Genomic DNA, 23,860 nt, shown 5'->3' with positions numbered 1-23,860 from the left:
CGACGCGAAAACGGCGCGTCTCCGGCAGGATTTGCCGAAAAACGGGCCGTCCGCGCAGTCACTATTGCTGCGTGCGCAGCTTGGCGACCTGATCCACCGTCACGGTGGACTGAGGATTACCGAACTGTTTGGTCACATAGTTGGTGATGGCGGCCACCTGATCGTCGGTGAGCTGGGTGCCGAACGCGGGCATCAACACGTCAGCCTGTTTCGTCGTACGACTGACGCCGTGCAGGATCACCATTGCCAGATTATTGGCGTCGCTCGCACCGACCGCCGAGTTGTGTATCAGCGACGGATACGCCCCAGGCGCGCTTGCACCCACGCCCTGACCCGTCCAGTTATGGCACGTCGCACAATTGGCGATGAACAATTGTGCACCATTCACCGCGTTGATCGTGGTGCCGCGCAGCGCGGTGACATCGTCGACGGCCGGTTTGCCCCACTGGTCGCGCGGACGCGATTCGCCGCCGTTGATCGGCGGCACCGAGCGCAGATATGTGACGATCGACCCGACGTCCTCGTGCGTCAGATATTGCGTGCTGTCGGCTACGACCTCGGCCATTGGGCCCGCCGCATTGGCGCGGCCCGGCGCCGCGCCGGTCGACAGATACGCCACCAGTTGGTCATCGCTCCAGTTGCCCACGCCGCTGTTCTTGTCCGGCGTGATGTTGTACGCGTGCCAGCCGGCCTGTACCGCGCCAGAGAAGCGTGAACTCGTCTTCAGGCCCTGTGTGAAATTGCGCGGCGTATGACACTCCTCGCAATGCGCGAGACCTTGGACCAGATACGCGCCGCGATTCCATTCGGCACTTTGTTTCGGGTCGGGGACGAAACGGCCTTCATCGAAATTGAACAGATTCCAGAACACCATCAGCCAGCGCTGGTTGAACGGAAATTTCAGGCTATTGCTCGGCGGCGCGTAGTGGATCGGCGTGAGCGTGTTCAGATACGCGCGAATCGCCAGCACGTCCTGATCGGTGACTTTGGTGTATTCCGCGTACGGGAAAGCCGGATAGAGCCGCTCGCCGCTCTTGCCGATGCCTTCATGCATCGCGCGCAGAAAATCGGCGTCGCTCCATTGGCCGATGCCAGTGTCCGGGTCAGGTGTGATGTTCGGCGTCACGATCGTGCCGAACGGCGTGTTGATCGGCAGGCCGCCTGCGAACGGGCGTGCTTTGTCCGCTGTGTGACAGGCGACACAGTCGCCGGCACGAGCGAGGTATTCACCGCGCTTCACGAGATCGCTGCCGGCAACCACCGCCGGCGTGGCCACCGCGACGGCCGGTTGCGAGGCGTCATCCGCGCGGGCCTGCGTGATCGGCAACTCGTCGTTGTGGCGCGCGCCAGGCCCATGCGCCTCGTGCCAGGCGACATATAGCGCAAACAGCGAAAAAACGGCAGCCAGCGTCGCCACCCGGAAACGGCGGCGACGCGTGCTCTGGACCAGCGCATCGGCCGGCTGCACGCGAGAGGGGTTCTTCGTCATTGCGACTCTCCGTTCAGGGCTCAGATTTCACGCTTGAGCTTGTCAGCCAGTTTCAGCGACAAGGCCGCGATCGTCAGCGTGCAATTCACGGAGGCAGCGGTCGGCATCACACCGCTGCTGGCGATAAACAGATTCGAGTGATCGTGCGTGCGGCAGTCCGCGTCGACGACCGAATCCCCCGGATCGCTGCCCATGATCGTGGTACCCATGATGTGATTGTTCGGCGCGAAAGTATCGTCGAACGAGACCTCGGCGCCACCGAACAGCGAGGCGATCTGCGCATACAGTTCATGCGTGTTCACCGCGCTCTTCTTCACATAGTCGTTGATCGAGTAGTAGATCTCGGGCTGCGGAATGCCGAGCGCATCCTTGTGATCCGCCGAGGGCACCACACGGTTCTGCGGCTCCGCGAGATGCTCGTGAAAGCTGTTGATGTTCAGCGTGCGCGACGCGCGGTCGCGGATCTGCCGGTCGAGCTCGGCGCCGGTGAGGCCTTTTTTTAGCAGGTCGGCGGCCACGCCCATGGTCGGCACACCATTCGACAGATGCAGCTTTTTCGCCGCGTAATCGGAGCGGAACGCGCCGTCGCGGAAGTTGACGATCGAGGTCATCTCCATCGGCCCGCGTCCGGGCCACAGCGGTTCATTGGCGAGAAAGGTGACGCCCGTGCCCGGATGGTCCATCAGGTTACGGCCCACCTGGTCGGAGCTGTTGCCAACGCCGTGCGGGAATTTGTCGGAGGTCGACATCAGCATCAGCTTCGGCGTTTCGATGCCGTTCGCGGCGAGCACGAACAGCTTGCCGGTCACGCGTGTGCTGTTGCCGTTCGGATCCTTGTAGTGGACTGCCGTGATGAGCCCTTTGTTGTCCGCTTCGACGCGGTACACGACCGCCTCAGGAATCAGCTTTGCGCCGGCCTGCTCGGCCTTCTCCGCGTGCACCACGCCGTTATACATCGCAGCGATCGGGCAGATCGGCATGCAGTTGTTGTTGCCGCAGCAGGTGGGCCGCGCATCGTACGGACGGCTGTTTCGCGCCACTGGCTCGGGCACCACCTTGAAGCCTTGTGCGTTGAGCACGTCGCTAAAGCGCTGATCCATGTACGACAGCGGCAACGCGCTCATCGGGTACGGCCTGGAGCGCGGCGAACCGAGATCGACCGTGTTGTCCGGACCGGAAACGCCCAACTGCACTTCAGCCGCTGAATACCAGGGTTCCAGCGTTTCATACGGATAAGGCCAATCACGTCCCACGCCATACAGCTTGTGCAACTGGAAGTCCGACGGCAACAGCCGCCACGCGGCGGCGGCCCAGTGCCACGTCGTGCCGCCGACCAGCCTCACATACTGTGAGTTGTACGGATAGTCGCCCTTCTGGATCAGGTAATTGTTAGCGGGTGCGTACTCGGGATGCGGCGCATAAGGTGTGGACGGATAGGGCGTCGCGAAGTCGGACTTGGCCGGTGAATTGCGGAAGTTCTCGACGATCTGCCAGCGCGGAATGCGCGGCCCGGCTTCGAGCAGAATCACCGACGCGCCGGCCAGCGCCATCTGATGCGCGACCAGCCCACCTGCCACGCCCGACCCGACCACGACGATGTCGGCGGAATTTGAGTTTGCCATTGTTGCCCTCTTATGCTGGCTTGTCGTTGCTTGCTGGTTTCGCGTACCGGCGTTTCGTCGAACGACTCAATCAGACGATACGGCGACAGGGCACGCGCGAGAGGCACGTCGCTCAGGCGGCTGCCGGCTTCTGCGTCCAGTAGAACGGCACGTCGCGGCAATAGGATGGAATCGTCAGCACGTCCTTGACCGGCTCGAACATCAGCGCTTTTTCATAAGCGACCACGTCTACATGCGGCATGTCACCCACGAGACCGAGATACCACGCCCGCATGATCGCGCTCACAGATTTCGCGAGCGCCGGCTGGTCGGCCTGCAATGCCTGCGTGACGGTATCGGACGGCACGCCGCCATGGCCTTGCAGCCATGTGTTGAGCGCGGCGACGTTCTGGGAGAACTGGCTGTCGGATTTGGCGAGCGCGTCATAGACACGTTTGCCGAGTACGGCGTCGAAGCCGGTGTGGCCGGTGAGACGCTGCGAGAGCGCAAGGAAGGCATCGAGTCCGCCACCTGTGGGCGTATTCGCGAACGCCGGGGCGATCCACGAGAGCGAGCGGCCGGTGCCGGCAAACGCGAGCGCGACCGCAGTGGCGTATGCGCCCAGCACCCATGCCCTACGCGAGGCTGAGAACGAAAACGAAGGTGACTGCGAAGACCTCAGCGAGGCAAGCTGCGAAGACAAAGTTGGCGGCGAAAACCCGGTCGAATGCGTCACGTCGTGGTGCGCATCTTTTTTCTCAGGAACATCTGTCATGGGGGCTCCAGATGGTGAGTCGATCGTGAGTCATTCTCAACGGGCAACGCGGCCGTGGCGTGATGCCGTTCACGCGTTGCGTCGATTTCTCTACCCCAAAACCTGGTCTAGCGCCGCTTAAGCGATCTTGTGCGACCGCGCGATGCCGACGCGAGCCGCATTATGGTGTGCTGATGACAGCCTTGTGGAACAGCTTCACTGCGCGGCGCGCATGGCGAAAAACGTGCCGCCTGCCAATCGCCTTTCAACTGAAAGCGACGCGCAAGGCCGTTGCGAAAGACTATAGCCTGTGATTCACCCATTCGACAAATGGTGCCCGAAGCGCGAGTAGAATCCGCGACACAGACAGCCCTCCACTCCCGATCCCATGCTCACAAAATATTATCCGCAGGTTCTTCGCAATCGACCCCGCATGCTGATCGGCCTCGCCATCGGCCTCGTGGCCGCGCTGACTGTACCTGAGCACACGCGTCCAATGGTGCGCGTGCTGGCCGGTTGGGACGCAGCCGTATGGAGCTACCTCGTGCTGATCTGGGTGCATATGGCCGCTGCCGACGAAAGCCGTGTCCAGGAATTCGCGCGGCGCGACGATGAAAATGCGGGCATCGTACTGCTGGTGATTTGTGTCGCGACGATCGCCAGCATTGCCGCGATCGTGCTTGAACTGGCCTCGGCGAAGGGCACGGCCGGCAGTTCGACTGCCTGGCACTACCTGTTGACCGGCTTGACGATGTTCGGTGCATGGTTCCTGATCCCAACCATTTTCACCATGCATTACGCACGCCTTTACTACGATCCCGATACAACGGAGACCGCGCTGCTGTTTCCCGACCGCAAGCTCGATCCGAACTACTGGGACTTCATGTATTTCTCGTTCACGATTGCCGTGGCCTCGCAAACCTCGGACGTGGTGCTGCGCTCCCGCACGATTCGCCGGGCGGCGCTCGCGCAATCGATTCTGTCGTTCTACTTCAACGTCGCCGTGCTCGGCTTGTGCGTAAACATCGCAGCGGGCCTGGTCGGCTCCTGACCCGCTGTCCTTCAATAAAAGTTTTTTTCCCCTCACAACACTTGCCTCGCCGGTCGCCGCTTCGCCTTTTTGCGACCCCGGCACGCGCCTCGCAACACGCCGTGTAAAACCCGGGCGACCACCGCACGTTTTACACGCGGGCCGTCCACCACCACGCCCCTCGCCCCTTCTGGCCATCCGTCGCACCACCCCTGGGGCGCGCTTCCCCACCCCTTCGTTTCGATCCAGAACGCACTGGCACAACGTTTGCTGCGTCTTGCGAATAGTTCTGGCCGACCCCGTGCAATCGACACCTGGCGTCAAAGCACCCGCTACTGGCCAGCGGCGTGACGATCTTTGCACTACATTGACCAGTACGCGCCCTCGCTTCACGCATCGCGCGGTATCCGGCTCTGGAAGCCCAATGAGCGCTGTGATCGCATGTCAATTGCATCCACACCGCAGCAGGACGAATCTGGAAAGGACCGATGGAATCTCCAAACGGGTACGCGCCACGGATCTACTTTTTTCATTCACTTCTCGTCGGGCCGCTCGATGCATGGCCTGCGCAGTTCGCTCACGCAGCCGGACTGGGCTTCGATCACGCGCTGATCGGCGGCATCTTCGAGCCGGGCCGGTCGGGTCACGGACAGCTAGTCGGCAACCACGGCCGACTGCATCCGGTGTTCGAGACTCCGCAACCGGCCACGGAGGCGATCCGCACGCTCGCGCACGCTGCTCGCCAGAACGGCCTGACCTTGCTGGTCGATCTGGTGATCGACAGGATGGCCGCCGATGGCGCGCTGTACGCCGAACATACCGGCTGGTTCCATTCATTCGAGTCTGACGAAGCCAGGCTCGATCCGCGCCATGTGCATCGCGAGGACAACGTCGCGTATGCGAACTTCAACGACGCCAATAGCAGCGCCGCGCTAGTCGACTGGTGGACGCAACAACTGCTGGCGCTGGCCGACACGGGGGTCGGCGGCTTCCGGTTCGATTCGCCGCATCGCGTGCCGGCCGCCGTTTGGCGGCAACTCGGTGACGCGGTTCGCGCCAGGCATCCTGAGGTGCGATTCCTCGCCGCGACGCCAGGGCTCGCCCGGGGCGATCTGCTCGGTCTCAGCGGCGCGGGCTTCGACAGCGTGTTCTCGTCGGTGCGCTGGTGGGACTTCCGCGCTAGCTGGATGGTCGAAGAGCATGCCGCGCTCGCTCGTATCGCCGCACCTATCGCCTTTCCCGAAGCGCCTTACGGCACCCGTCTCGCCGCCGATCTCGGCGACGCGCACGACGCCGCCATCGTCGAGCGGGCCTACCGGCGCGCGCTGTTCGCGTCGGCCTCGACCGGCACTGGCTGGATGATGCCGATGGGCTTCGAATACGGCATCACCGAGCCGATGTCGCAGACACGCGGCGACGCTACGCAGTTCGCCCTAGCCTGCCAGTCGAAGTCATTCGATCTCTCGGAACGGATCCGCCATGCGAACGAGGTGGTGCGCAATACAAAGACGCTGCACGCCAACGGCGAATTGCGCCCGCTAAGCGGGCCCGGCGCACCCGCAGCCGTGTTGCTGCGCGCCGACACACCCGATCTGCGCGACGCCGGCGAAGCCATCCTGATCGCCATCAATTCTGAGCTCGGCGCGCCTGTGCGCGTCGATCCCGCCCGCTTCCTCACGGGCGTACCCGGCAACTTCACGCGCTTCGTCCCGCTCGACGCGCCCGGGCATGCCACGCCCGCCGGCTTGACGCCGTTCACGCTCGCACCCGGCGCAGTCCGTTTGTTCCGTGGGGTCGCCGATAAACCGATCCGTCTCGCGCCGCCGATCGACAAGGCGAACAGCAAGCGCAGCGGCCGCAAGACCGTGTTCGACGCGATCAGCGCGCCGCGCGTGGCGATCGAGAGCGTGACGCCCTCAGTCGATAACGGCCGCTTTCCCGCCAAGCGCACGGTAGGCGAGCGTGCCGAAATCACCGCCGCGATCTTCGCGGAAGGTCACGACAAGATCGCCGCCGCCGTGGTCTGGCGCGCCGCTGACGAAACCGCCTGGCACGAGGTGCCGATGAGCCCGGCACAGCCGGCCGGCCTCGATATCTGGAAAGCGCGCATTCCGCTGGAGCGCCTCGGCCGCCACGAATTCACGGTCATCGCATGGCGCGACGACTTCGCGTCGCTGGTCGAGCATATCCAGAAGAAGCTGAAGGCGGGTCAAACCGTCGAACTCGAACTCGACGAAGCCGCGCATCTGTTCGCCCTGGTGCTCGCCGAAGTGGAAACCGTAGAAGACGCGGAGGGTGTGATAACCGAGCCGCTCGAACATATCGTCAAGGTCTTTACCAAGGCGGATCCGGAGGCCAAGCTCGCGCTGCTGCTGGCGCCGGCCACCGCGAAGGCGATGACCGCCGCGCGCCACCGCCCGTTCCTGAGCCGCGATCCGATCATCTACAAGATCGACGCCGAACGCACCGCAGCAGGCTTTGCAAGCTGGTACGAAATCTTCCCGCGTTCGATGAGCGACGACGAATCGCGTCACGGCACTTTCGCTGACGTCGTCACGAAACTGCCGCGCATCCGCGACATGGGTTTCGACGTGCTGTACTTCCCGCCGATCCACCCGATCGGCATCGCGAACCGTAAAGGCCGCAATAACACACTGAATGCGCAACCGGGGGATGTCGGCAGCCCGTACGCGATCGGCGGCGCCGAAGGCGGCCACACCGCCGTGCATCCCGAACTCGGCACGCTCGACGACTTCAAGCAGATGCTGGCCGCCGCCCACGCGCACGGCCTCGAAATCGCGCTCGACTTCGCGATCCAGTGCTCGCCGGATCACCCGTGGCTGAAGGAACATCCGACATGGTTCGCCTGGCGCCCGGACGGCACGCTGCGTTACGCGGAAAATCCACCGAAGAAGTATCAGGACATCGTCAATCCCGACTTCTATGCGCACGACGCCAAGCCTGATTTGTGGCTGGCGCTGCGCGACGTATTCCTGTTCTGGATCGAAGCCGGCGTGCACATTTTCCGTGTGGACAATCCGCACACCAAGCCGCTGCCGTTCTGGGAATGGGTGATCGACGATGTGCGCTCGCGCTATCCCGACACGATCTTCCTCGCCGAAGCCTTCACCCGGCCACGCATGATGAACCGCCTCGGCAAGATCGGCTTCTCGCAGTCGTACACGTATTTCACGTGGCGCGAGTCGAAGCGCGATTTCATCGAATACATGACCGAACTCACGCAAACCAGCGCACGTGATTTCTACCGGCCGAATTTCTTTGTCAATACGCCGGACATCAACCCGCGGCATTTACAGTCGTCGGGGCGTTCGGGCTTTCTGATTCGGGCCGCGTTGGCCTCCACGCTGGCCGGTTTATGGGGCGTGTATAGCGGTTTCGAATTGTGCGAGGCCGCTGCGCTGCCGAATAGCGAGGAATATCTCGACTCAGAAAAGTATCAACTGCGCGCGTGGGACTGGAACCGGCCCGGCAACATCGTCGGCGAGATCAGTGCGTTGAACCGGATTCGCCGCGCGAACCCGGCCCTGCAAACGCAGTTTGGCCTCACGTTCCTCACCGCGCACAACGACAACATCCTGTTCTTCGAAAAAGCCACCGAAGCGCGCGACAACGTCATCCTGGTGGCGATCAATCTCGACCCGTTCAACGAACAGGGCGCGGATATCGAATTGTCGTGGGACACTTTCAAGCAATGGAACTTGCATGACCATGGCGCGCTGGAAGTGACCGATCAGATGACCGGTGCGCGTTTCGAATGGCACGGCCGCTGGCAGCACATCCGGCTCAGTTCGGGACAGCCGTTTTCGATCTGGCGCATTGCGCCGCTCGGCGGTTTACCCGCTGACCACCCGGATGATGCTGACAGCGACTATCACGCAGACGACGCTGGCAACCCAACCCCTACGGAAGGTGCGACATGAAGCGTGACGATCCAGCCCAAAGCACGTCGCAGGCCAATACGAGCGCGGCCACCGGCAGCGCTGTCAAAGCGCGCTCGCATCGCCGCGGCAAGCCCGCAGCCTTGAGCGACGATCCGCTCTGGTACAAAGACGCGATCATTTATCAGGTGCATATCAAGTCGTTCTTCGACGCGAATAACGACGGCGTGGGTGATTTCCCCGGCTTGATCGCGAAGCTCGATTACATCGCCGAGCTCGGTGTGAATGCGATCTGGCTGCTGCCGTTCTATCCGTCGCCGCGTCGCGACGACGGCTACGACATCGCCGATTACCGCAACGTGCACCCCGACTACGGCCAGCTTTCCGACGTGAGGCGCTTCATTCAGGAAGCGCACGCACGCGGCATCCGCGTGATTACCGAACTGGTGATCAATCACACATCGGATCAGCATCCGTGGTTTCAGCGCGCTCGCCGCGCAAAGCCGGGGTCGAACCATCGCAACTACTATGTTTGGTCCGACACCGATCAGAAGTACACGGAAACGCGGATCATCTTTATCGATTCGGAGCCGTCGAACTGGACGCATGATCCGGTTGCGGGCGCTTACTACTGGCACCGTTTCTATTCGCACCAGCCCGATCTGAACTTCGACAATCCGGCCGTGTTGAAGGAAGTGCTGCAGGTGATGCGATTCTGGCTCGATATGGGTATCGACGGGCTGCGTCTCGACGCGGTGCCGTATCTGGTCGAACGCGAAGGCACCAACAACGAGAACTTGCCGGAAACACACGCGGTGCTGAAGAAGATCCGAGCAACGATCGACGCCGAGTATCCGAACCGCATGCTGCTCGCCGAAGCAAACCAGTGGCCGGAAGACGTAAAGGAATATTTCGGCGACGAAGACGAATGCCACATGGCGTTCCACTTCCCGCTGATGCCGCGCATCTATATGTCGATTGCGAGCGAAGATCGCTTCCCGATCACCGACATCATGCGGCAAACGCCGGACCTCGCCGAAACCAACCAGTGGGCGATTTTCCTGCGCAATCACGATGAGCTAACGCTCGAAATGGTCACGGATTCCGAGCGCGATTACCTGTGGAACACCTACGCAAGCGATCGCCGCGCGCGGCTGAATCTCGGCATTCGCCGCCGCCTCGCGCCGCTGATGGAGCGTGACCGCCGCCGCATCGAACTGATCAATTCGCTGCTGCTGTCGATGCCCGGCACGCCCGTGATCTACTACGGCGACGAGCTCGGCATGGGCGACAACATCCACCTCGGCGACCGCGACGGCGTTCGCACGCCAATGCAGTGGTCGTCGGATCGCAACGGCGGATTCTCGCGTGCCGATCCTGAACAACTGGTGCTGCCGCCGGTGATGGGTTCGTTGTACGGGTTCGACGCCGTCAACGTCGAAGCGCAAAGCCGCGATCCCCATTCGCTGCTGAACTGGACCCGGCGCATGCTCTCCACGCGTCGCGCGAAACAAACCTTCGGACGCGGTACCATCCGTTTCCTGAAGCCGGAAAACCGCAAGATTCTCGCGTATCTGCGTGAAATGCCGGACGAGCCGCCGATCCTGTGCGTGGCGAATCTGTCGCGCGCACCGCAAGCGGTCGAACTCGATCTATCGGAATTCAACGGCTCGGTGCCGATCGAAATGACCGCGGATTCTGTGTTCCCGGCGATCGGCCAGTTGACCTATCTGCTGACTTTCCCGCCGTACGGCTTCCTGTGGTTCATGCTCTGCTCTGGTGGCCAGCGTCCGACATGGGCACAGGCTCATTCGGAGCCGCTGCCGGAATTCGTCACGATCGTGATCCGCGAAGGCCAGGTCGGCCCGACACCGGAGAACGTGCGCCTGCTCGAATCCGAAGTGCTGCCGTCATGGCTGAGCCGGCGCCGCTGGTTTGCCTCGAAGGATCAGAAAATGCATGCGGTGCGCCTCGCCGCGTTGACCACGATCCCCAATGGCGGCTTCGCGTTCACTGAAATCGAAGCCGACGTGGGCGACCATACCGAACGCTACGTCGTGCCGATCGCGATCACGTGGGGCGGCGAAACCACCACGCCGCTGTTCATGCAACTGGCACTCGCGCGCGTGCGCCGCGGCCGCAACGTCGGTCATCTGACGGACGCGTTCGCACTGCCGATCTTCGCCCATGGCGTGCTGCGCAAACTGCGCGAGCGCGCTGTCGTGCCCACCGTGCAGAAGAGCGAGATCAAGTTCATTCCAACCGAACGTTTCGCCGAACTCGATGATCTCGGCGAGCGGCCCGAGATCCGCTGGCTGGCGGCCGAGCAAAGCAACAGCTCGCTGATCATCGCCGATGCCGCGGTGCTGAAGCTGGTGCGGCGTCTGGTGAGCGGCATTCATCCGGAAGCGGAAATCAGCCGCTATTTGACCCAGCTCGGCTACGCGAACACCGCTCCGCTGTATGGTGAAGTGGTACGCGTCGATCCCGAAGGCGTGCCACATACACTCGCTATCTTGCAAGGCTATATCGACAATCAGGGTGACGCCTGGAACTGGTCCCTCGACTATCTGCGCCGCTCGGTGGACGAACTCGCCATCGCCGTCGATTCGGAAGCGCCGTCGCCTGATCGCGACAACGAAGCGATTCTCGTGGAAGGCTACAGTGAGTTGGCCGGCATCATCGGCAAGCGGCTGGGTGAATTGCACGTGGCGCTCGCGTCGCCCTCCGACGACCCTGCGTTCGCGCCAGAACCCGCCAGCGCCGAACAGGTGAAGGCGTGGGTCGACGGCACGCAGTCCATGCTCGCCAGTGCGCTCGATCTGCTTGCGCCGCGTATCGAGCAGATGAGTGATCCTGACACCAAGGCATTGGCGCAAAGCCTGATCGACCGCCGCGCCGCGCTGGTCGACGCCGTCAGCAAGCTGGTGTCGGGAGATGCGGCCGCCCTGCGTACGCGCATTCACGGCGACTTCCATCTGGGCCAGGTACTGGTCGCGCAGGGCGACGCGTATCTGATCGACTTCGAAGGCGAGCCCGCGCGTACGCTCGAAGAACGCCGTCAGAAGTCGAGTCCGTTGCGCGACGTGGCCGGGTTGATGCGCTCGTTGTCGTATGCGAGCGCGGCGGCGCAGTCCACGATGGAAAGCGCACCGCAGCAAACCGCCGATCGCAAGCGCGCATTGTTCGACCGTTTCCGCGCACACGCCACCGAAACGTTCCTGACCGAGTACCGCGCTGCGGTTACTGACTCACCGACGCCGCTGGTTGCCCCCGAGGCAGAACAGGCCCTGCTCGATCTGTTCCTGATCGAGAAAGCGGCGTACGAAATCCGTTACGAAGCGGCCAACCGTCCAACGTGGCTCAGTTTGCCGGTGCGCGGCCTCGCCGCGCTCACCAGCCGTTTGCTGGGTGACACCGGCACACCGTCCAGCCACGATTCATCAACCCAGGCGCCAGGCGCCGCCGCACCGCCTAATCCGGCCGAGGGCGACTATGAGTGAGCATGACCCGGCCGCAGGCCTCCAACCGCTCGATATCGACGCGCTCGTTGAAGCGCGTCACCCAGATCCTTTTTCCCAGCTCGGTCTGCATCAAACGGACGCGGGTCCGGTTGTGCGCGCGCTATTGCCAAACGCCTCGCATGTCACCGTCATTTCCCGCGCGAATGGCTCGACGCTCGGCGAACTCGAACAGCTAAGACCGGGATTGTTTGCCGGTCGCGTCACGTCGGCGGCGCCCTATCGCTTACGCATCGACTGGCACGGCACCGTGCAGGAAATCGAGGACACGTATTCGTTCGGCCCCGTTCTCGGCGACGAACCGTTGGGGCGCCTCGCCGGAGGTGACCCGTACGCGGTACTCGAATGCCTCGGCTCACGCCCGATGGAAGTGGACGGCGTACCGGGCGTGCGCTTTGCCGTATGGGCGCCGAATGCGCGGCGCGTTTCGGTGGTCGGCGACTTCAATTCGTGGGATGGCCGCCGTCATCCGATGCGGCTGCGCCATCAGGCGGGTGTGTGGGAATTGTTCGTACCACGTGTCGGTCCAGGCACGCGCTACAAGTACGAATTGCTCGCTCGTGACGGCCATCCGCTGCCGCTCAAGGCCGATCCGTGCGCCATGCAAACGGAAAAGCCGCCGGGCACCGCATCCGTGGTCGCGCACGTCGATGAGATCGAGCAGTTTGTGTGGACCGATCAGGACTGGATTCAGTCGCGCGCCGCCAGGCAAACCCCGCGCTCGCCGATCTCGATCTACGAAGTGCATGCCGAATCGTGGCTGCGCGTCGCCGAGGAAGGTCAGCGCGGCCTCACCTGGGAAGAACTTGCCGAGCGGCTGATTCCTTACGTGAAAAGCATGGGCTTTACGCACGTGGAGTTCATGCCGATTGCCGAGCATCCGTTCGGCGGTTCGTGGGGCTATCAGCCGCTCGGACAGTTCGCGCCGTCCGCGCGCTTCGGCAAACCCGAGCAGTTCGCCCTGTTCGTCGACAAGGCACACGCGGCCGGCCTCGGCGTGATTCTCGACTGGGTGCCGGCGCACTTTCCGAACGACGCGCATGGCCTGATCGACTTCGACGGCACGCCGCTCTACGAGCACGCCGATCCGCGCGAAGGCTATCACCAGGACTGGAACACGATGATCTACAACCTCGGCCGCAACGAGGTGAGCGCGTTCCTGGTGGCATCCGGCCTCGCGTGGTTGAAGCGCTATCACGTGGACGGCCTGCGCGTGGATGCAGTCGCGTCAATGCTGTATCGCGACTATTCGCGGGCTGCCGACGAGTGGGTGCCAAACATCTACGGCGGGCGCGAAAATCTCGAATCGATCGCGTTTCTGAAGCGGCTGAATCACGAAGTCGGCTATGTGCCAGGCGTGCCGGGCGCGATCACGATCGCCGAAGAATCGACCGCGTGGCCGGGTGTGACCGCACGCCTCGAAGACGGCGGCCTCGGCTTCCAGTTCAAGTGGAATATGGGGTGGATGCACGACACGCTGCACTACATGGAAGAGGATCCGGTCTACCGCCAATACCATCATCACATGATGACGTTCGGCATGGTGTACGCGTATTCCGAGCGCTTCGTGCTGCCGCTCTCGCACGACGAAGTGGTGCACGGCAAAGGCTCGCTGCTCGGCAAGATGCCCGGCGACAGATGGCAGAAGTTCGCCAACCTGCGCGCGTACTTCGGCTTCATGTGGACGCATCCGGGCAAGAAGCTGCTGTTCATGGGCGGCGAATTCGGCCAGATGGCGGAATTCGATCACGACACCTCGCCGCATTGGCATCTGCTCGACGATCCCAACCATCACGGCGTGCAGAAGCTCGTGCGCGATCTGAACGATCTGTACAACGAGGAACCTGCGCTGTATCGGCTCGACAGCGAGCCGGGCGGCTTCCAATGGCTGGTCGGCGACGACAACGGCAACAGCGTGTACGCCTGGCGCCGCACCGATGGCGAGGGCCGCGAACTCGTCGTCGTGTGCAATATGACGCCGGTGCCGCGGGTCGGCTACCGGATCGGTATGCCGCGCGACGGTCGCTGGGTAGAAGTGCTGAATACCGATGCTGGCGTGTACGGCGGCTCGAACATGGGTAACGGCGGCCTTATCCATACCGACAACATCTCGAGCCATGGCTGGCCGCATTCCGCTGCGCTGACGCTGCCGCCTTTGGCGACGATCGTTTTGCGCGCGGATTGATGGATGTGCAGTAAGGCGAGCGCGCGGCCAGAAGGCCACGCGCTCGTTGCATGAAGTCCCACGATAGCGTTCATAAAACAGAACAAGGAAGGGGAATCATGTCGCATGCAATGCCCGACCGGCTTCTGCCCGGCTCGCCCTATCCGCTCGGTGCCAGTTGGGATGGCCTGGGCGTCAACTTTGCGGTGTTCTCGGCGAATGCGCAGAAAATCGAACTTTGCCTGTTCGATCCCACCGGTCGCAAAGAAATCAGACGCTTCACGCTGCCCGAATGCACCGACGAAATCTGGCACGGCTATTTGCCCAATGCGCACCCCGGCACCGCGTACGGCTTTCGCGCACATGGGCCGTATCAGCCGCAGCATGGGCATCGCTTCAATCCGCACAAGCTGCTGCTCGATCCGTATGCCCGCAAACTGGTCGGGCAGTTTCGCTGGTCCGACGCGCTGTTCGGCTATCGCGTGCATTCGAATCGCGCCGACCTGTCCATCGACCGCCGCGACTCGGCGCCGGCCATGCCGAAGTGCGTCGTGATCGACGAAGCCTTCGACTGGTCGCACGACAAGCGTCCGAATGTGCCTTGGGGCGAAACCATCATCTATGAGGCGCATGTGCGCGGCGTATCGATGTTGCGCCCCGATTTGCGCCAGCACGAACGTGGCACGTTCGCCGCGCTGGCCTCGCCGGAATTCATCGAGCACTTACTGAAGCTCGGTGTGACCGCCGTCGAATTGCTGCCCGTGCATGCGCTTCTGAACGACCGCTTTCTGGTGGCGCGCGGCCTGCGTAACTACTGGGGTTACAACACCGCAGCGTTTTTTGCGCCGGAACCGTCATATCTGAGCACGCACCGGCTCGATGAAATGCGCATCGCCGTGCGTCAGTTACATGCGGCCGGCATCGAAGTGATTCTCGACGTGGTCTACAACCACACCTGCGAAGGCAACGAGATGGGGCCGACCGTCTCATGGCGCGGCCTAGACAACGCAAGCTACTATCGCCTGATTCCCGGCGACGAACGCCACCATATCAACGATACCGGCTGCGGCAATACCCTGAACCTGCCGCATCCGCGCGTACTACAGATGGTGATGGATTCGCTGCGCTACTGGTCGACGAAGTTCAATATCGACGGCTTCCGTTTCGATCTTGGCGTGACGCTCGGTCGCGAGCAGCATGGTTTCGATCCCGGCTCCGGTTTCTTCGACGCATTGCGCCAGGACCCGATCCTGTCGCAACGCAAGCTGATTTCCGAGCCATGGGATATCGGTCCTGGCGGTTACCAGCTCGGCAATCATCCGCCGGGCTTCGCCGAATGGAACGACCGTTTCCGCGACACGGTGCGCCGCTTCTGGCGCGGCGACGCGGGCCTGCGCCCCGATCTTGCCGCGCGGCTGACCGGCTCCGCCGATCTGTTCAACCGGCGCTTCAGGAAACCGTGGGCATCGGTCAACTTTGTTACGTCGCATGACGGTTTTACACTCGCCGATGTCCCCGCATACGAGCACAAGCATAACGAGGCCAATCGCGAAGACAACAACGACGGCCACAATGAAAACTGCAGTCGCAATTGGGGCGTAGAGGGCCCGACCGACGATCCGGTCATTCTCGAAACCCGCAAACGCGTGGCCCGCTCGCTGATCGCTACGCTGCTGATGGCGCTCGGCACGCCCATGGTGCTGGCAGGCGACGAATCGCTGCGCACCCAGAACGGCAACAACAATGCGTACTGCCAGGATAACGAATTATCATGGCTCGACTGGGAGCATGCGGAATCATTCGACGGCCGTCAGATGACCGCGTTCGTTGCACGCGTGATCGCGCTGCGCAAACAGCATCCGCTGCTGCGTGAAACACGCTTCCTTTTCGGCGACCGCGAAGTGCTGCCGGGCTTGTTCGATGTCGGCTGGTTCGATGAACACGGCGACCCCCTCACCATCGAGGCCTGGCAGGACCCTGAAGGCCGCGCGTTCACGTTGCGTCGCGCAGGTCCAGGCTTGAACGGCGAAACGGAAGTATTGTTGATGATGCTCAACGCAGCAGACGAAACGCTGCGTTTTGCACCACCCGCGCCGCACCTGGAATGGCATGTGCTGCTGGACACTGCTGAGCCGGAAAGCGCGCCGCACCGGTTGGCGGCTTCAGAGGTCGAGGTGGCCGCACATAGCCTCGTGATGCTGGCGGCGCAACCCGTGGGCGAAGCGGATTGGCAGGCGGGATGGAAAGCCGGCGCGCAACACGGGCCGCGGCTGCTGACTGCTCTGCCCCCCGATCCGGGTGCGCATCCGCCGAGCGGCGATACGTCGCCGACCACGTAGGCGAGAAGCAAAATCGAATGGTGATGAATCATGTCCGAAAGTCCGATTGACCCTCACGCGCATCATCACGCACATTGCCTGCCGTTCAGCGCGCAGTTGCTGGGCGCTACGGGCGCGAAGCCGCGCACCCGTTTCCGTTTCTGGGCGCCTTCGTGCAAGACGGTACAGGTGGAAATCGAAAACGGGCCGGCCCCAGGCGTGCACGACATGACTGCCGCCGGCAACGGCTGGTTCGAAACGACCGCCGACAGCGGCGCGGGCACGCTGTACCGCTTCCGGCTCGACGGCGAGCATGCGGTGCCCGATCCTGCGTCGCGCTTCCAGCCACAAGACGTGCACGGCCCGAGCGAAGTGATCGACCCGCGCGCGTACCACTGGGAACATACGAACTGGCATGGCCGCCCGTGGGAAGAGACGGTGCTGTACGAGTTGCACGTCGGCGCGATGGGCGGCTATGCGGGTGTGCAGAAACGTTTGCCCGCGCTTGCCGCGCTCGGCGTGACGGCCATCGAATTGATGCCGCTGAACGACTTTCCCGGCAAGCGCAATTGGGGCTACGACGGCGTGCTGCCGTATGCACCCGATTCCACATACGGCCGCCCCGAAGAACTGAAAGCGCTGATCGACGCCGCGCACGGTCTCGGGCTGATGGTGTTTCTCGACGTGGTCTACAATCATTTCGGCCCGGACGGCAATTACCTGCACGAATACGCTCGCTCGTTTTTCCGCGAAGGCACGCATACGCCTTGGGGCCCCGCGATCGATTTCAACCGCAGTGAAGTGAGCGACTTTTTTATCGACAACGCCGTCTACTGGATCAACGAGTATCGCATCGACGGCCTGCGTTTCGACGCGGTGCACGCCATCGACAATCATGTGTGGCTGCGTGAATTGTCCGACCATATCCGCGCGAAAGTGCAGCACGGGCGGCATGTGCATCTGGTGCTGGAAAACGAGCACAACAGTGCGAGCCTGCTGGACACGCATTTCGACGCGCAGTGGAACGACGACGCGCACAACACGCTGCACGTTCTGCTGACGGGCGAAACGGAAGGCTATTACCACGCGTACGAAGATCAGCCGATCCGTCGTCTTGCCCGTGTGCTGTCGGAAGGTTTCGCGTATCAGGGCGACCCATCGCCGATTCACGACGGCGCGCCGCGTGGCGAATCGAGCCGGCATCTGCCGCCTACCTCGTTTGTGATGTTCTTGCAGAATCACGATCAGATCGGCAATCGCGCATTCGGCGAGCGCCTGCGCAAGCTGACGTCGGACGATGCCTTGCGCGCCGCCACTGGTGTACTGCTGTTGTCGCCGCAAATCCCCATGCTGTTCATGGACGAGGAATACGGCTCAACGCAGCCGTTTCTGTTTTTCACCGCCTACAGCGGCGATCTCGCCGACGCCGTGCGCGAAGGACGGCGCCGCGAGTTCGCACGCTTTTCGTCGTTCAGCGACGAAAAGCGGCGCGCGCAAATCCCCGATCCGAACGACGTGAAGACCTTTGCGGCATCGTCACCGCCTGAGCCTGTTCAAGGCTCCGCTACGGACGACAACGCGAAAGACCGGCTCGACTGGATGCACTTTTACAAATCCGCGCTCGCCGTGCGGGCGAAGCTGATCACGCCGCGCCTGAAACATGCCAAAGCGCTCGGCTCGACCGTGCTGAGCGCCGAAAACGGCGGCGACGCCACTGCACTGATCGCCCGCTGGAAACTCGGCGACGGCGAAACCTTGTCGATCGCGTTGAATCTCTCGAAGGAGAGCGTGGCGTTCCCGGATCTGCCTGCCGGCAAGATGATTTTCGAAACGCCGCCACGCGTGCGCGAGCAGATCGACGCCAGGATTTTGCCGTCGTACGCGTTTGCCGCATGGGTGACCGGCGACGTCAGCGACTATGCCATCGGCCACGATGCTCGCATCGCGGGCCAACAGGAGCGCCACGCGTGAGTGCTACCCGCCGTTCAAACGATACGATCCTTACCGTTGCCACTCGCGCCGGCTTTGAAGTCGAGTGGCGGGATGCGCACCATACGACACAGCATGTGCCGGAGAACACGCTCGCCGTGTTACTCGAACGGATGGGTTTGCCATGCGGTAATGCCACGCAAATCCGTCACAGCGCCGCTGCACTCGAAGCGGAACTGTCCGGCCGCAAACTCCCGCCACTGATGACAGCGGAGATCGAACGCGGCATCGCGCTGCCTGCCGCAGCGATCAAATCCGGCAGTCATTACCGGATTGAGCTCGAAAGCGGTTCGATTATCGACGGCCGCTTCACGGCGCCCAAAGGCGAAGAAGCGTTGCTCGCGCCGATCGACGAGCCCGGCTACCACACGCTGGTCATCAACGAGCAGCGCGTGACATTGGCCGTTGCCCCGTCACGCTGCTATACCGTCGTGGATGCGTGGCGTACGCTGCACGACGGCGCCAAAGCGCAAACCCCGCCGCTGTGGGGAATTGCCGCGCAGTTATACGGCTTGCGCCGCACGGGCGATGGCGGCATCGGCGACTATACGGCCCTCGCACAAATGGCCATTGAAAGCGCGAAGCGCGGCGCGCATGCGCTCGCTGTCAGTCCGACACATGCGATGTTTAGCGCCGAGCCGAATCGCTTCAGTCCGTATTCGCCGTCGTCGCGCTTGTGGCTGAACGTTACGCATATCGACCCCGCTGCGGTGTTTGGTGCAGACGCCGCACGCGCCGCGCTCGAGGTCACGCAGGCCACCAATGTGTGGTCGAAACTCGAAGACCTGTCACTCATCGACTGGCCGAACGCGGTCGTGCTGAAGCTGAAAGTTCTACGCGCGCTCTACGAGAACTTCTGCACGCAGGAACGCGCGCACGACACGCCGCACGCGCTCGAATTTCATGGCTTCTGCGAACGTGCCGGCCGCGCGCTCGAAGATCACGCGCGTTTCGAAGCATTGCAAGCAGTGCAGTTGGCGCAAGAGGGCGGCAACGGCCACTGGCGCAACTGGCCCGAGGCTTTGCGCGATCCCCGCAGCCCGGAAGTTGAGGCCTTTGCCGAAGCGCATCGGCATGAAGTCGATTTTCATCTGTTTCTGCAATGGCTCGCCGCCAAAGGTTTGTCGCACGCACAGCATGCAGCGAGCGATGCAGGGATGGCCGTCGGCCTGATCGCCGACCTGGCCGTTGGATGCGATAGCGCCGGCAGCCATGCATGGTCGTACCGCGACGACATGCTGCAAGGCGTTTCAGTGGGCGCGCCGCCCGATCTGTTCAACCAGGCCGGACAGGCCTGGGGTCTTACCACCTTCTCGCCACGCGCGATGCGCACGCAGGGCTTCTCCGCATTCATCGACATGCTGCGCGCGGCGTTCGCGCATGCGGGCGGCATCCGCATCGATCACATTCTCGGCTTACGGCGCCTGTGGCTCGTGCCCGAAGGTGAGAGCGCGCGTAATGGCGCCTATTTGCGCTATCCGCTCGAAGATCTGCTGCGGCTGATCGCGCTCGAATCGTGGCGGCACCGCGCGGTCGTGATTGGCGAAGATCTCGGCACCGTGCCGCCAGGCTTTCGCGAGCGGCTCGACGAGCACGGCATTGCCGGCATTCGCGTACTGTGGTTTGAAGGGGCGGAAGGCGGCAAGGGCTTCAGGCCACCGCATGCGTGGGACCGCAATGCTGTCGGCACCACGACCACCCACGATCTGCCGACCGTGGCGGGTTGGTGGCGCGGCAGCGACATCACGTGGCGCAACAGGATCGGCCAGACGATGGCGCGCGCCGATGGCCGCGACGCGGAGGAAGTCGCGCAGGAAGAACGCGCCGCCGATCGCGCTCTGTTATGGCACGCGTTCCAGCAAGCCGGCGTCGCGGCACCGGACGTGGCCGCGCCACCGCCCGACGAGGCGCCGGTGGATGAAGCGCTCGCCTTCGTCGCCGCAACACCTGGGCCGCTCGTCACCTTCCCGCTTGAAGATCTGCTCGCATTAATCGAGCAGCCGAATCTGCCCGGCTCGATCGACGAGCATCCGAACTGGCGCCGCCGTGTCGCCTTGCCGATCGACGAACTGTTCAGGGACGACACCTTCAGCGACCGCCTGCTGGCCGTCGACCGCGCGCGCCGCGGCGCGACCGTTCCTGCTTCTCCGGCTAACGCTTCTTCGGAGCCTGATACGCCATGACCGTCCTGCGCTCCACGCTTCGCCTCCAATTCCATCGAGGCTTTACCTTCGACGATGCCGCGAAGCATGTCGAATACTTCGCCGCGCTCGGCATCAGCCACGTGTACGCGTCGCCCATCACCACCGCCGAGCCTGGCTCGATGCACGGCTACGATACCGTCGACTACACCCACGTCAACGCCGAATGCGGCGGCGAGGCGGGCCTGAAACGCCTCGTCGATAAACTGCGCGCGCACAGCATGGGGCTGATCATCGACGTGGTGCCGAACCATATGGGTGTCGGCGGTTCGAGCAACGCGTGGTGGCTCGATATCCTCGAATGGGGCCGGCACAGCACGTATGCACGCCATTTCGATGTCGACTGGCACTCGCCGGACCCGGCCTTGCGCGGCAAGGTGCTCACGCCGACACTCGGCGCGCCGTATGGCGACGAACTGGCGGCAGGCCGGATTGCGCTGCATTTTGCGGCCGGCAGTGGGCGCTTTTACATCGGCTACGGGCCGCACATGTTTCCGGTGTGCCCGACCGACTACGCATCGATTCTGCAAAGCGCCGAGCGCGCCGATCTCAGCGCACTGGCCGAACGTTTCCAGGGCCTGACGACACAGCCGGCCGATCAACCGCGCGCCGCCGAAGGGCGCGAGATACTGCGCGAGTTCGTCGCGCAAAACGGCGGCTCGGCGATCGAGTTGGTGCTGGAAACCTATTCGCCCGAAGACCCGGTCACGCGCGACCGTTTGCATCGGCTGATCGAGCGGCAGCACTTCCGCCTCGCGTGGTGGCGCACCGCTTCGGACGAAGTGAACTGGCGGCGTTTCTTCGACATCTCGACGCTGGCCGGCATGCGGGTGGAACGGCCCGAAGTGTTCGAGGCCGTGCATGCACTGGTTTTCCGTCTGTATCAGGAAGGCGTGGTGGACGGTTTGCGGATCGACCACGTGGACGGTCTGGCCGAACCACGTGAGTACTGTCAGCGTCTGCGGCAGCGCCTCACCGAATTGCGCGACACGGCGCCATATGTGGTCGTCGAAAAAATTCTCGGCCGTGACGAGCCGTTGCGCGACGATTGGCCCGTGGACGGCACGACCGGCTACGATTTCATGAACGACGTGGGTGCGCTGCTGCACGATCCGGCCGGCGCCGAGCCACTTGCGCAAACGTGGGCCGACCTCACCGGCCGCAGCCCGCGCTTCGCCGACGAAGCATTGGCCGCGCGACGCAAAATTCTCGCGGAGAATCTCTCGGCCGAACTGGACCGCGCGGCGCGTGCGTTGCATCGCATTGCCCGCGATTCGCTGACGACGCGTGATTTCACTTTCACCGCGCTGCGGCGCGTGCTGACCGAACTGGTCGTGCATTTTCCGGTGTATCGGATCTATCCACAGAACGGGCTGCGCGGCGCCGCCGATAACGTGTATTTCGAGCAGGCGTTGGCAGGTGCAAAAGAGACGCTTTCGCGCACGGACTACGTGGTACTCGATCGCGTGAACGCCTGGCTAGGCGGCAGCGCCGAAGAGGTGCCGAATGCACGGGGCAATGCGCCACCGCAGCAACAGGGTTCGAATGGTGCGCCACCGAGCCATGCCGGTTCCTCGCGGCGCACCGCGCAGACGCTGTTTTCGCAATTGACGGCGCCGGTCGCCGCGAAGGCGGTTGAAGATACGGCGTGCTATCGCTATGGACGTTTGCTGTCGCGCAACGAAGTCGGCTCGGATCCGGGCGAGTTTGCTTTGTCGGTCGAGCAGTTTCATGCCGCAAATCTGGAACGGTCGCTGCGCTTTCCTCACGCAATGCTGGCCACGGCGACGCATGACCACAAGCGTGGCGAAGACGTGCGCGCGCGGCTTGCGGTGTTGAGCGAAATCGCGGATGAATGGAGCGCCAGGTTGCGCGCGTGGTCGACATTGAACGCGCCGCACCGGCGTGCGCTCGATGGCACGCCGATCAACAGCGTGAGCAAGGACACCAGCTACGACTGGGCACCGGGTCCCGCCGCCGAGGCGATGCTGTATCAAACCCTGGTAGGCTGCTGGCCTCCGGATTTAAAGCCGGACGACGAAGCGGGTGTCAAGGAACTGGCCGAGCGTGTCGCGCAATGGCAGTTGAAGGCGCTGCGGGAAGCGAAGCTGCAGACCAACTGGCTTGCACCCGACGAAGCATATGAAGCCGCCTGCCGCGATTTCCTGTTCGATATCCTCGCGCCGCAGCGGCGCGATGGCTTCCTGCACGAGTTGTCCGCATTCGTGGCGCGGATCGGGCGCGCTGGTGCGCTCAATAGTTTGCAACAGACGGTGTTGCGGCTGGCGTCGCCTGGGATTCCCGATCTTTACCAGGGCACGGAATTGTGGGACTTCAGTCTGGTCGATCCAGACAATCGCCGGCCCGTCGATTTTGCCAAACGTGAGTCGTGGCTGGCTCAAACACCGCCGTCGGAGTTTTTGCCGAACTGGCGCGATGGGCGCGTGAAGCTCGCGGTGGTGCAACGTGTGCTGGCGTTGCGCGCGCATTTACCGGAGTTGCTGAGTCAGAGTACGTATCTGCCGCTTGAGGTGCACGGTGCGTATGCGTCGAATGTGATCGCGTTTGCACGGCGGCATGGGAATGCGTGGGCTGTCGTGGTCGCCAGCCGGCTCGCTGCCGGACTGCTCGGTGAGAATGGCGATTTACCGATGATCGATCCGGCCAGATGGGGCGATACGGCGATTGCGGTGCCTGCCGATCTCACTGACCGCGCGCTATTCGACTGGCTGAGTCCGGCGGCGCCTAAGGTTGATGAAAGCGGCTTTTTATATCTCCGCGATGCGTTGGGCGCGATGCCGATTGCAGTGTTGGTGGAGGACGGCGTGCCACGCAGTTGATCTGCGATTTTTTAGAAGGTCGTAGGCGGTTAAAGCACACGTGCTTTAACCGCC

General features: G+C 63.0%; 11 protein-coding genes. 8 read left to right on the top strand and 3 right to left on the bottom strand.

Translation table 11 applies throughout. From position 1 onward, the window contains the following. Nucleotides 1–61: 61 nt before the first annotated feature. The 3 genes from ACUN0E_RS06860 to ACUN0E_RS06850 all read right to left on the bottom strand — a co-directional run bounded on the left by ACUN0E_RS06860 (nucleotide 62) and on the right by ACUN0E_RS06850 (nucleotide 3,865). On the bottom strand, nucleotides 62–1,489 hold the full coding sequence (locus tag ACUN0E_RS06860; protein ID WP_445566060.1) for a c-type cytochrome: 1,428 nt from the start codon (nucleotides 1,487–1,489) through the stop codon (nucleotides 62–64). Nucleotides 1,490–1,509: 20 nt separating this feature from the next. Then, nucleotides 1,510–3,111: a GMC family oxidoreductase gene (locus ACUN0E_RS06855; protein WP_445566059.1), complete on the bottom strand. Its 1,602-nt coding sequence runs from the start codon at nucleotides 3,109–3,111 to the stop codon at nucleotides 1,510–1,512. Between the two features lie 112 nt (nucleotides 3,112–3,223). Beyond that, nucleotides 3,224–3,865 (bottom strand): sugar dehydrogenase complex small subunit, encoded by a 642-nt coding sequence (locus tag ACUN0E_RS06850; RefSeq protein ID WP_445566058.1) that lies wholly within the window; start codon nucleotides 3,863–3,865, stop codon nucleotides 3,224–3,226. Between the two features lie 367 nt (nucleotides 3,866–4,232). Between ACUN0E_RS06850 and ACUN0E_RS06845 the strand changes: the two genes are divergently transcribed. The 8 genes from ACUN0E_RS06845 (at nucleotide 4,233) to treY (ending at nucleotide 23,806) form a co-directional block, all read left to right on the top strand. Then, nucleotides 4,233–4,895 (top strand): DUF1345 domain-containing protein, encoded by a 663-nt coding sequence (locus tag ACUN0E_RS06845; RefSeq protein ID WP_445566057.1) that lies wholly within the window; start codon nucleotides 4,233–4,235, stop codon nucleotides 4,893–4,895. Between the two features lie 467 nt (nucleotides 4,896–5,362). Next, nucleotides 5,363–8,815: a maltotransferase domain-containing protein gene (locus ACUN0E_RS06840; RefSeq protein ID WP_445566056.1), complete on the top strand. Its 3,453-nt coding sequence runs from the start codon at nucleotides 5,363–5,365 to the stop codon at nucleotides 8,813–8,815. Beyond that, on the top strand, nucleotides 8,812–12,276 hold the full coding sequence (gene treS / locus ACUN0E_RS06835) for a maltose alpha-D-glucosyltransferase (RefSeq protein ID WP_408231060.1): 3,465 nt from the start codon (nucleotides 8,812–8,814) through the stop codon (nucleotides 12,274–12,276). The genes ACUN0E_RS06840 and treS overlap by 4 nt, the downstream gene beginning before the upstream one ends. Continuing rightward, a complete protein-coding gene (glgB, locus tag ACUN0E_RS06830) occupies nucleotides 12,269–14,479 on the top strand; it encodes a 1,4-alpha-glucan branching protein GlgB (RefSeq protein ID WP_408231063.1) in 2,211 nt (736 codons plus the stop codon). The genes treS and glgB overlap by 8 nt, the downstream gene beginning before the upstream one ends. Before the next feature lie 98 nt (nucleotides 14,480–14,577). Next, nucleotides 14,578–16,797, top strand: a complete 2,220-nt coding sequence (gene glgX / locus ACUN0E_RS06825; protein ID WP_408231066.1) for a glycogen debranching protein GlgX — start codon at nucleotides 14,578–14,580, stop codon at nucleotides 16,795–16,797. A 30-nt stretch (nucleotides 16,798–16,827) separates the two neighbouring features. Next, complete coding sequence (gene treZ, locus ACUN0E_RS06820; protein ID WP_445566055.1) at nucleotides 16,828–18,747, top strand: malto-oligosyltrehalose trehalohydrolase; 1,920 nt, start codon at nucleotides 16,828–16,830, stop codon at nucleotides 18,745–18,747. Continuing rightward, on the top strand, nucleotides 18,744–20,948 hold the full coding sequence (gene malQ / locus ACUN0E_RS06815) for a 4-alpha-glucanotransferase (RefSeq protein ID WP_445566054.1): 2,205 nt from the start codon (nucleotides 18,744–18,746) through the stop codon (nucleotides 20,946–20,948). Before treZ ends, malQ begins: the two co-directional genes overlap by 4 nt. Further along, nucleotides 20,945–23,806 carry a malto-oligosyltrehalose synthase gene (treY, locus tag ACUN0E_RS06810; RefSeq protein ID WP_445566053.1) on the top strand — a complete coding sequence of 954 codons (2,862 nt, stop codon included), beginning with the start codon at nucleotides 20,945–20,947 and terminating at the stop codon, nucleotides 23,804–23,806. Before malQ ends, treY begins: the two co-directional genes overlap by 4 nt. Nucleotides 23,807–23,860 lie beyond the last annotated feature (54 nt).

Source organism: Paraburkholderia sp. D1E, assembly GCF_052682275.1.
The sequence above is the reverse complement of the archived record's forward strand: the minus strand, read 5'-3'. Positions and strand labels throughout refer to the sequence as shown.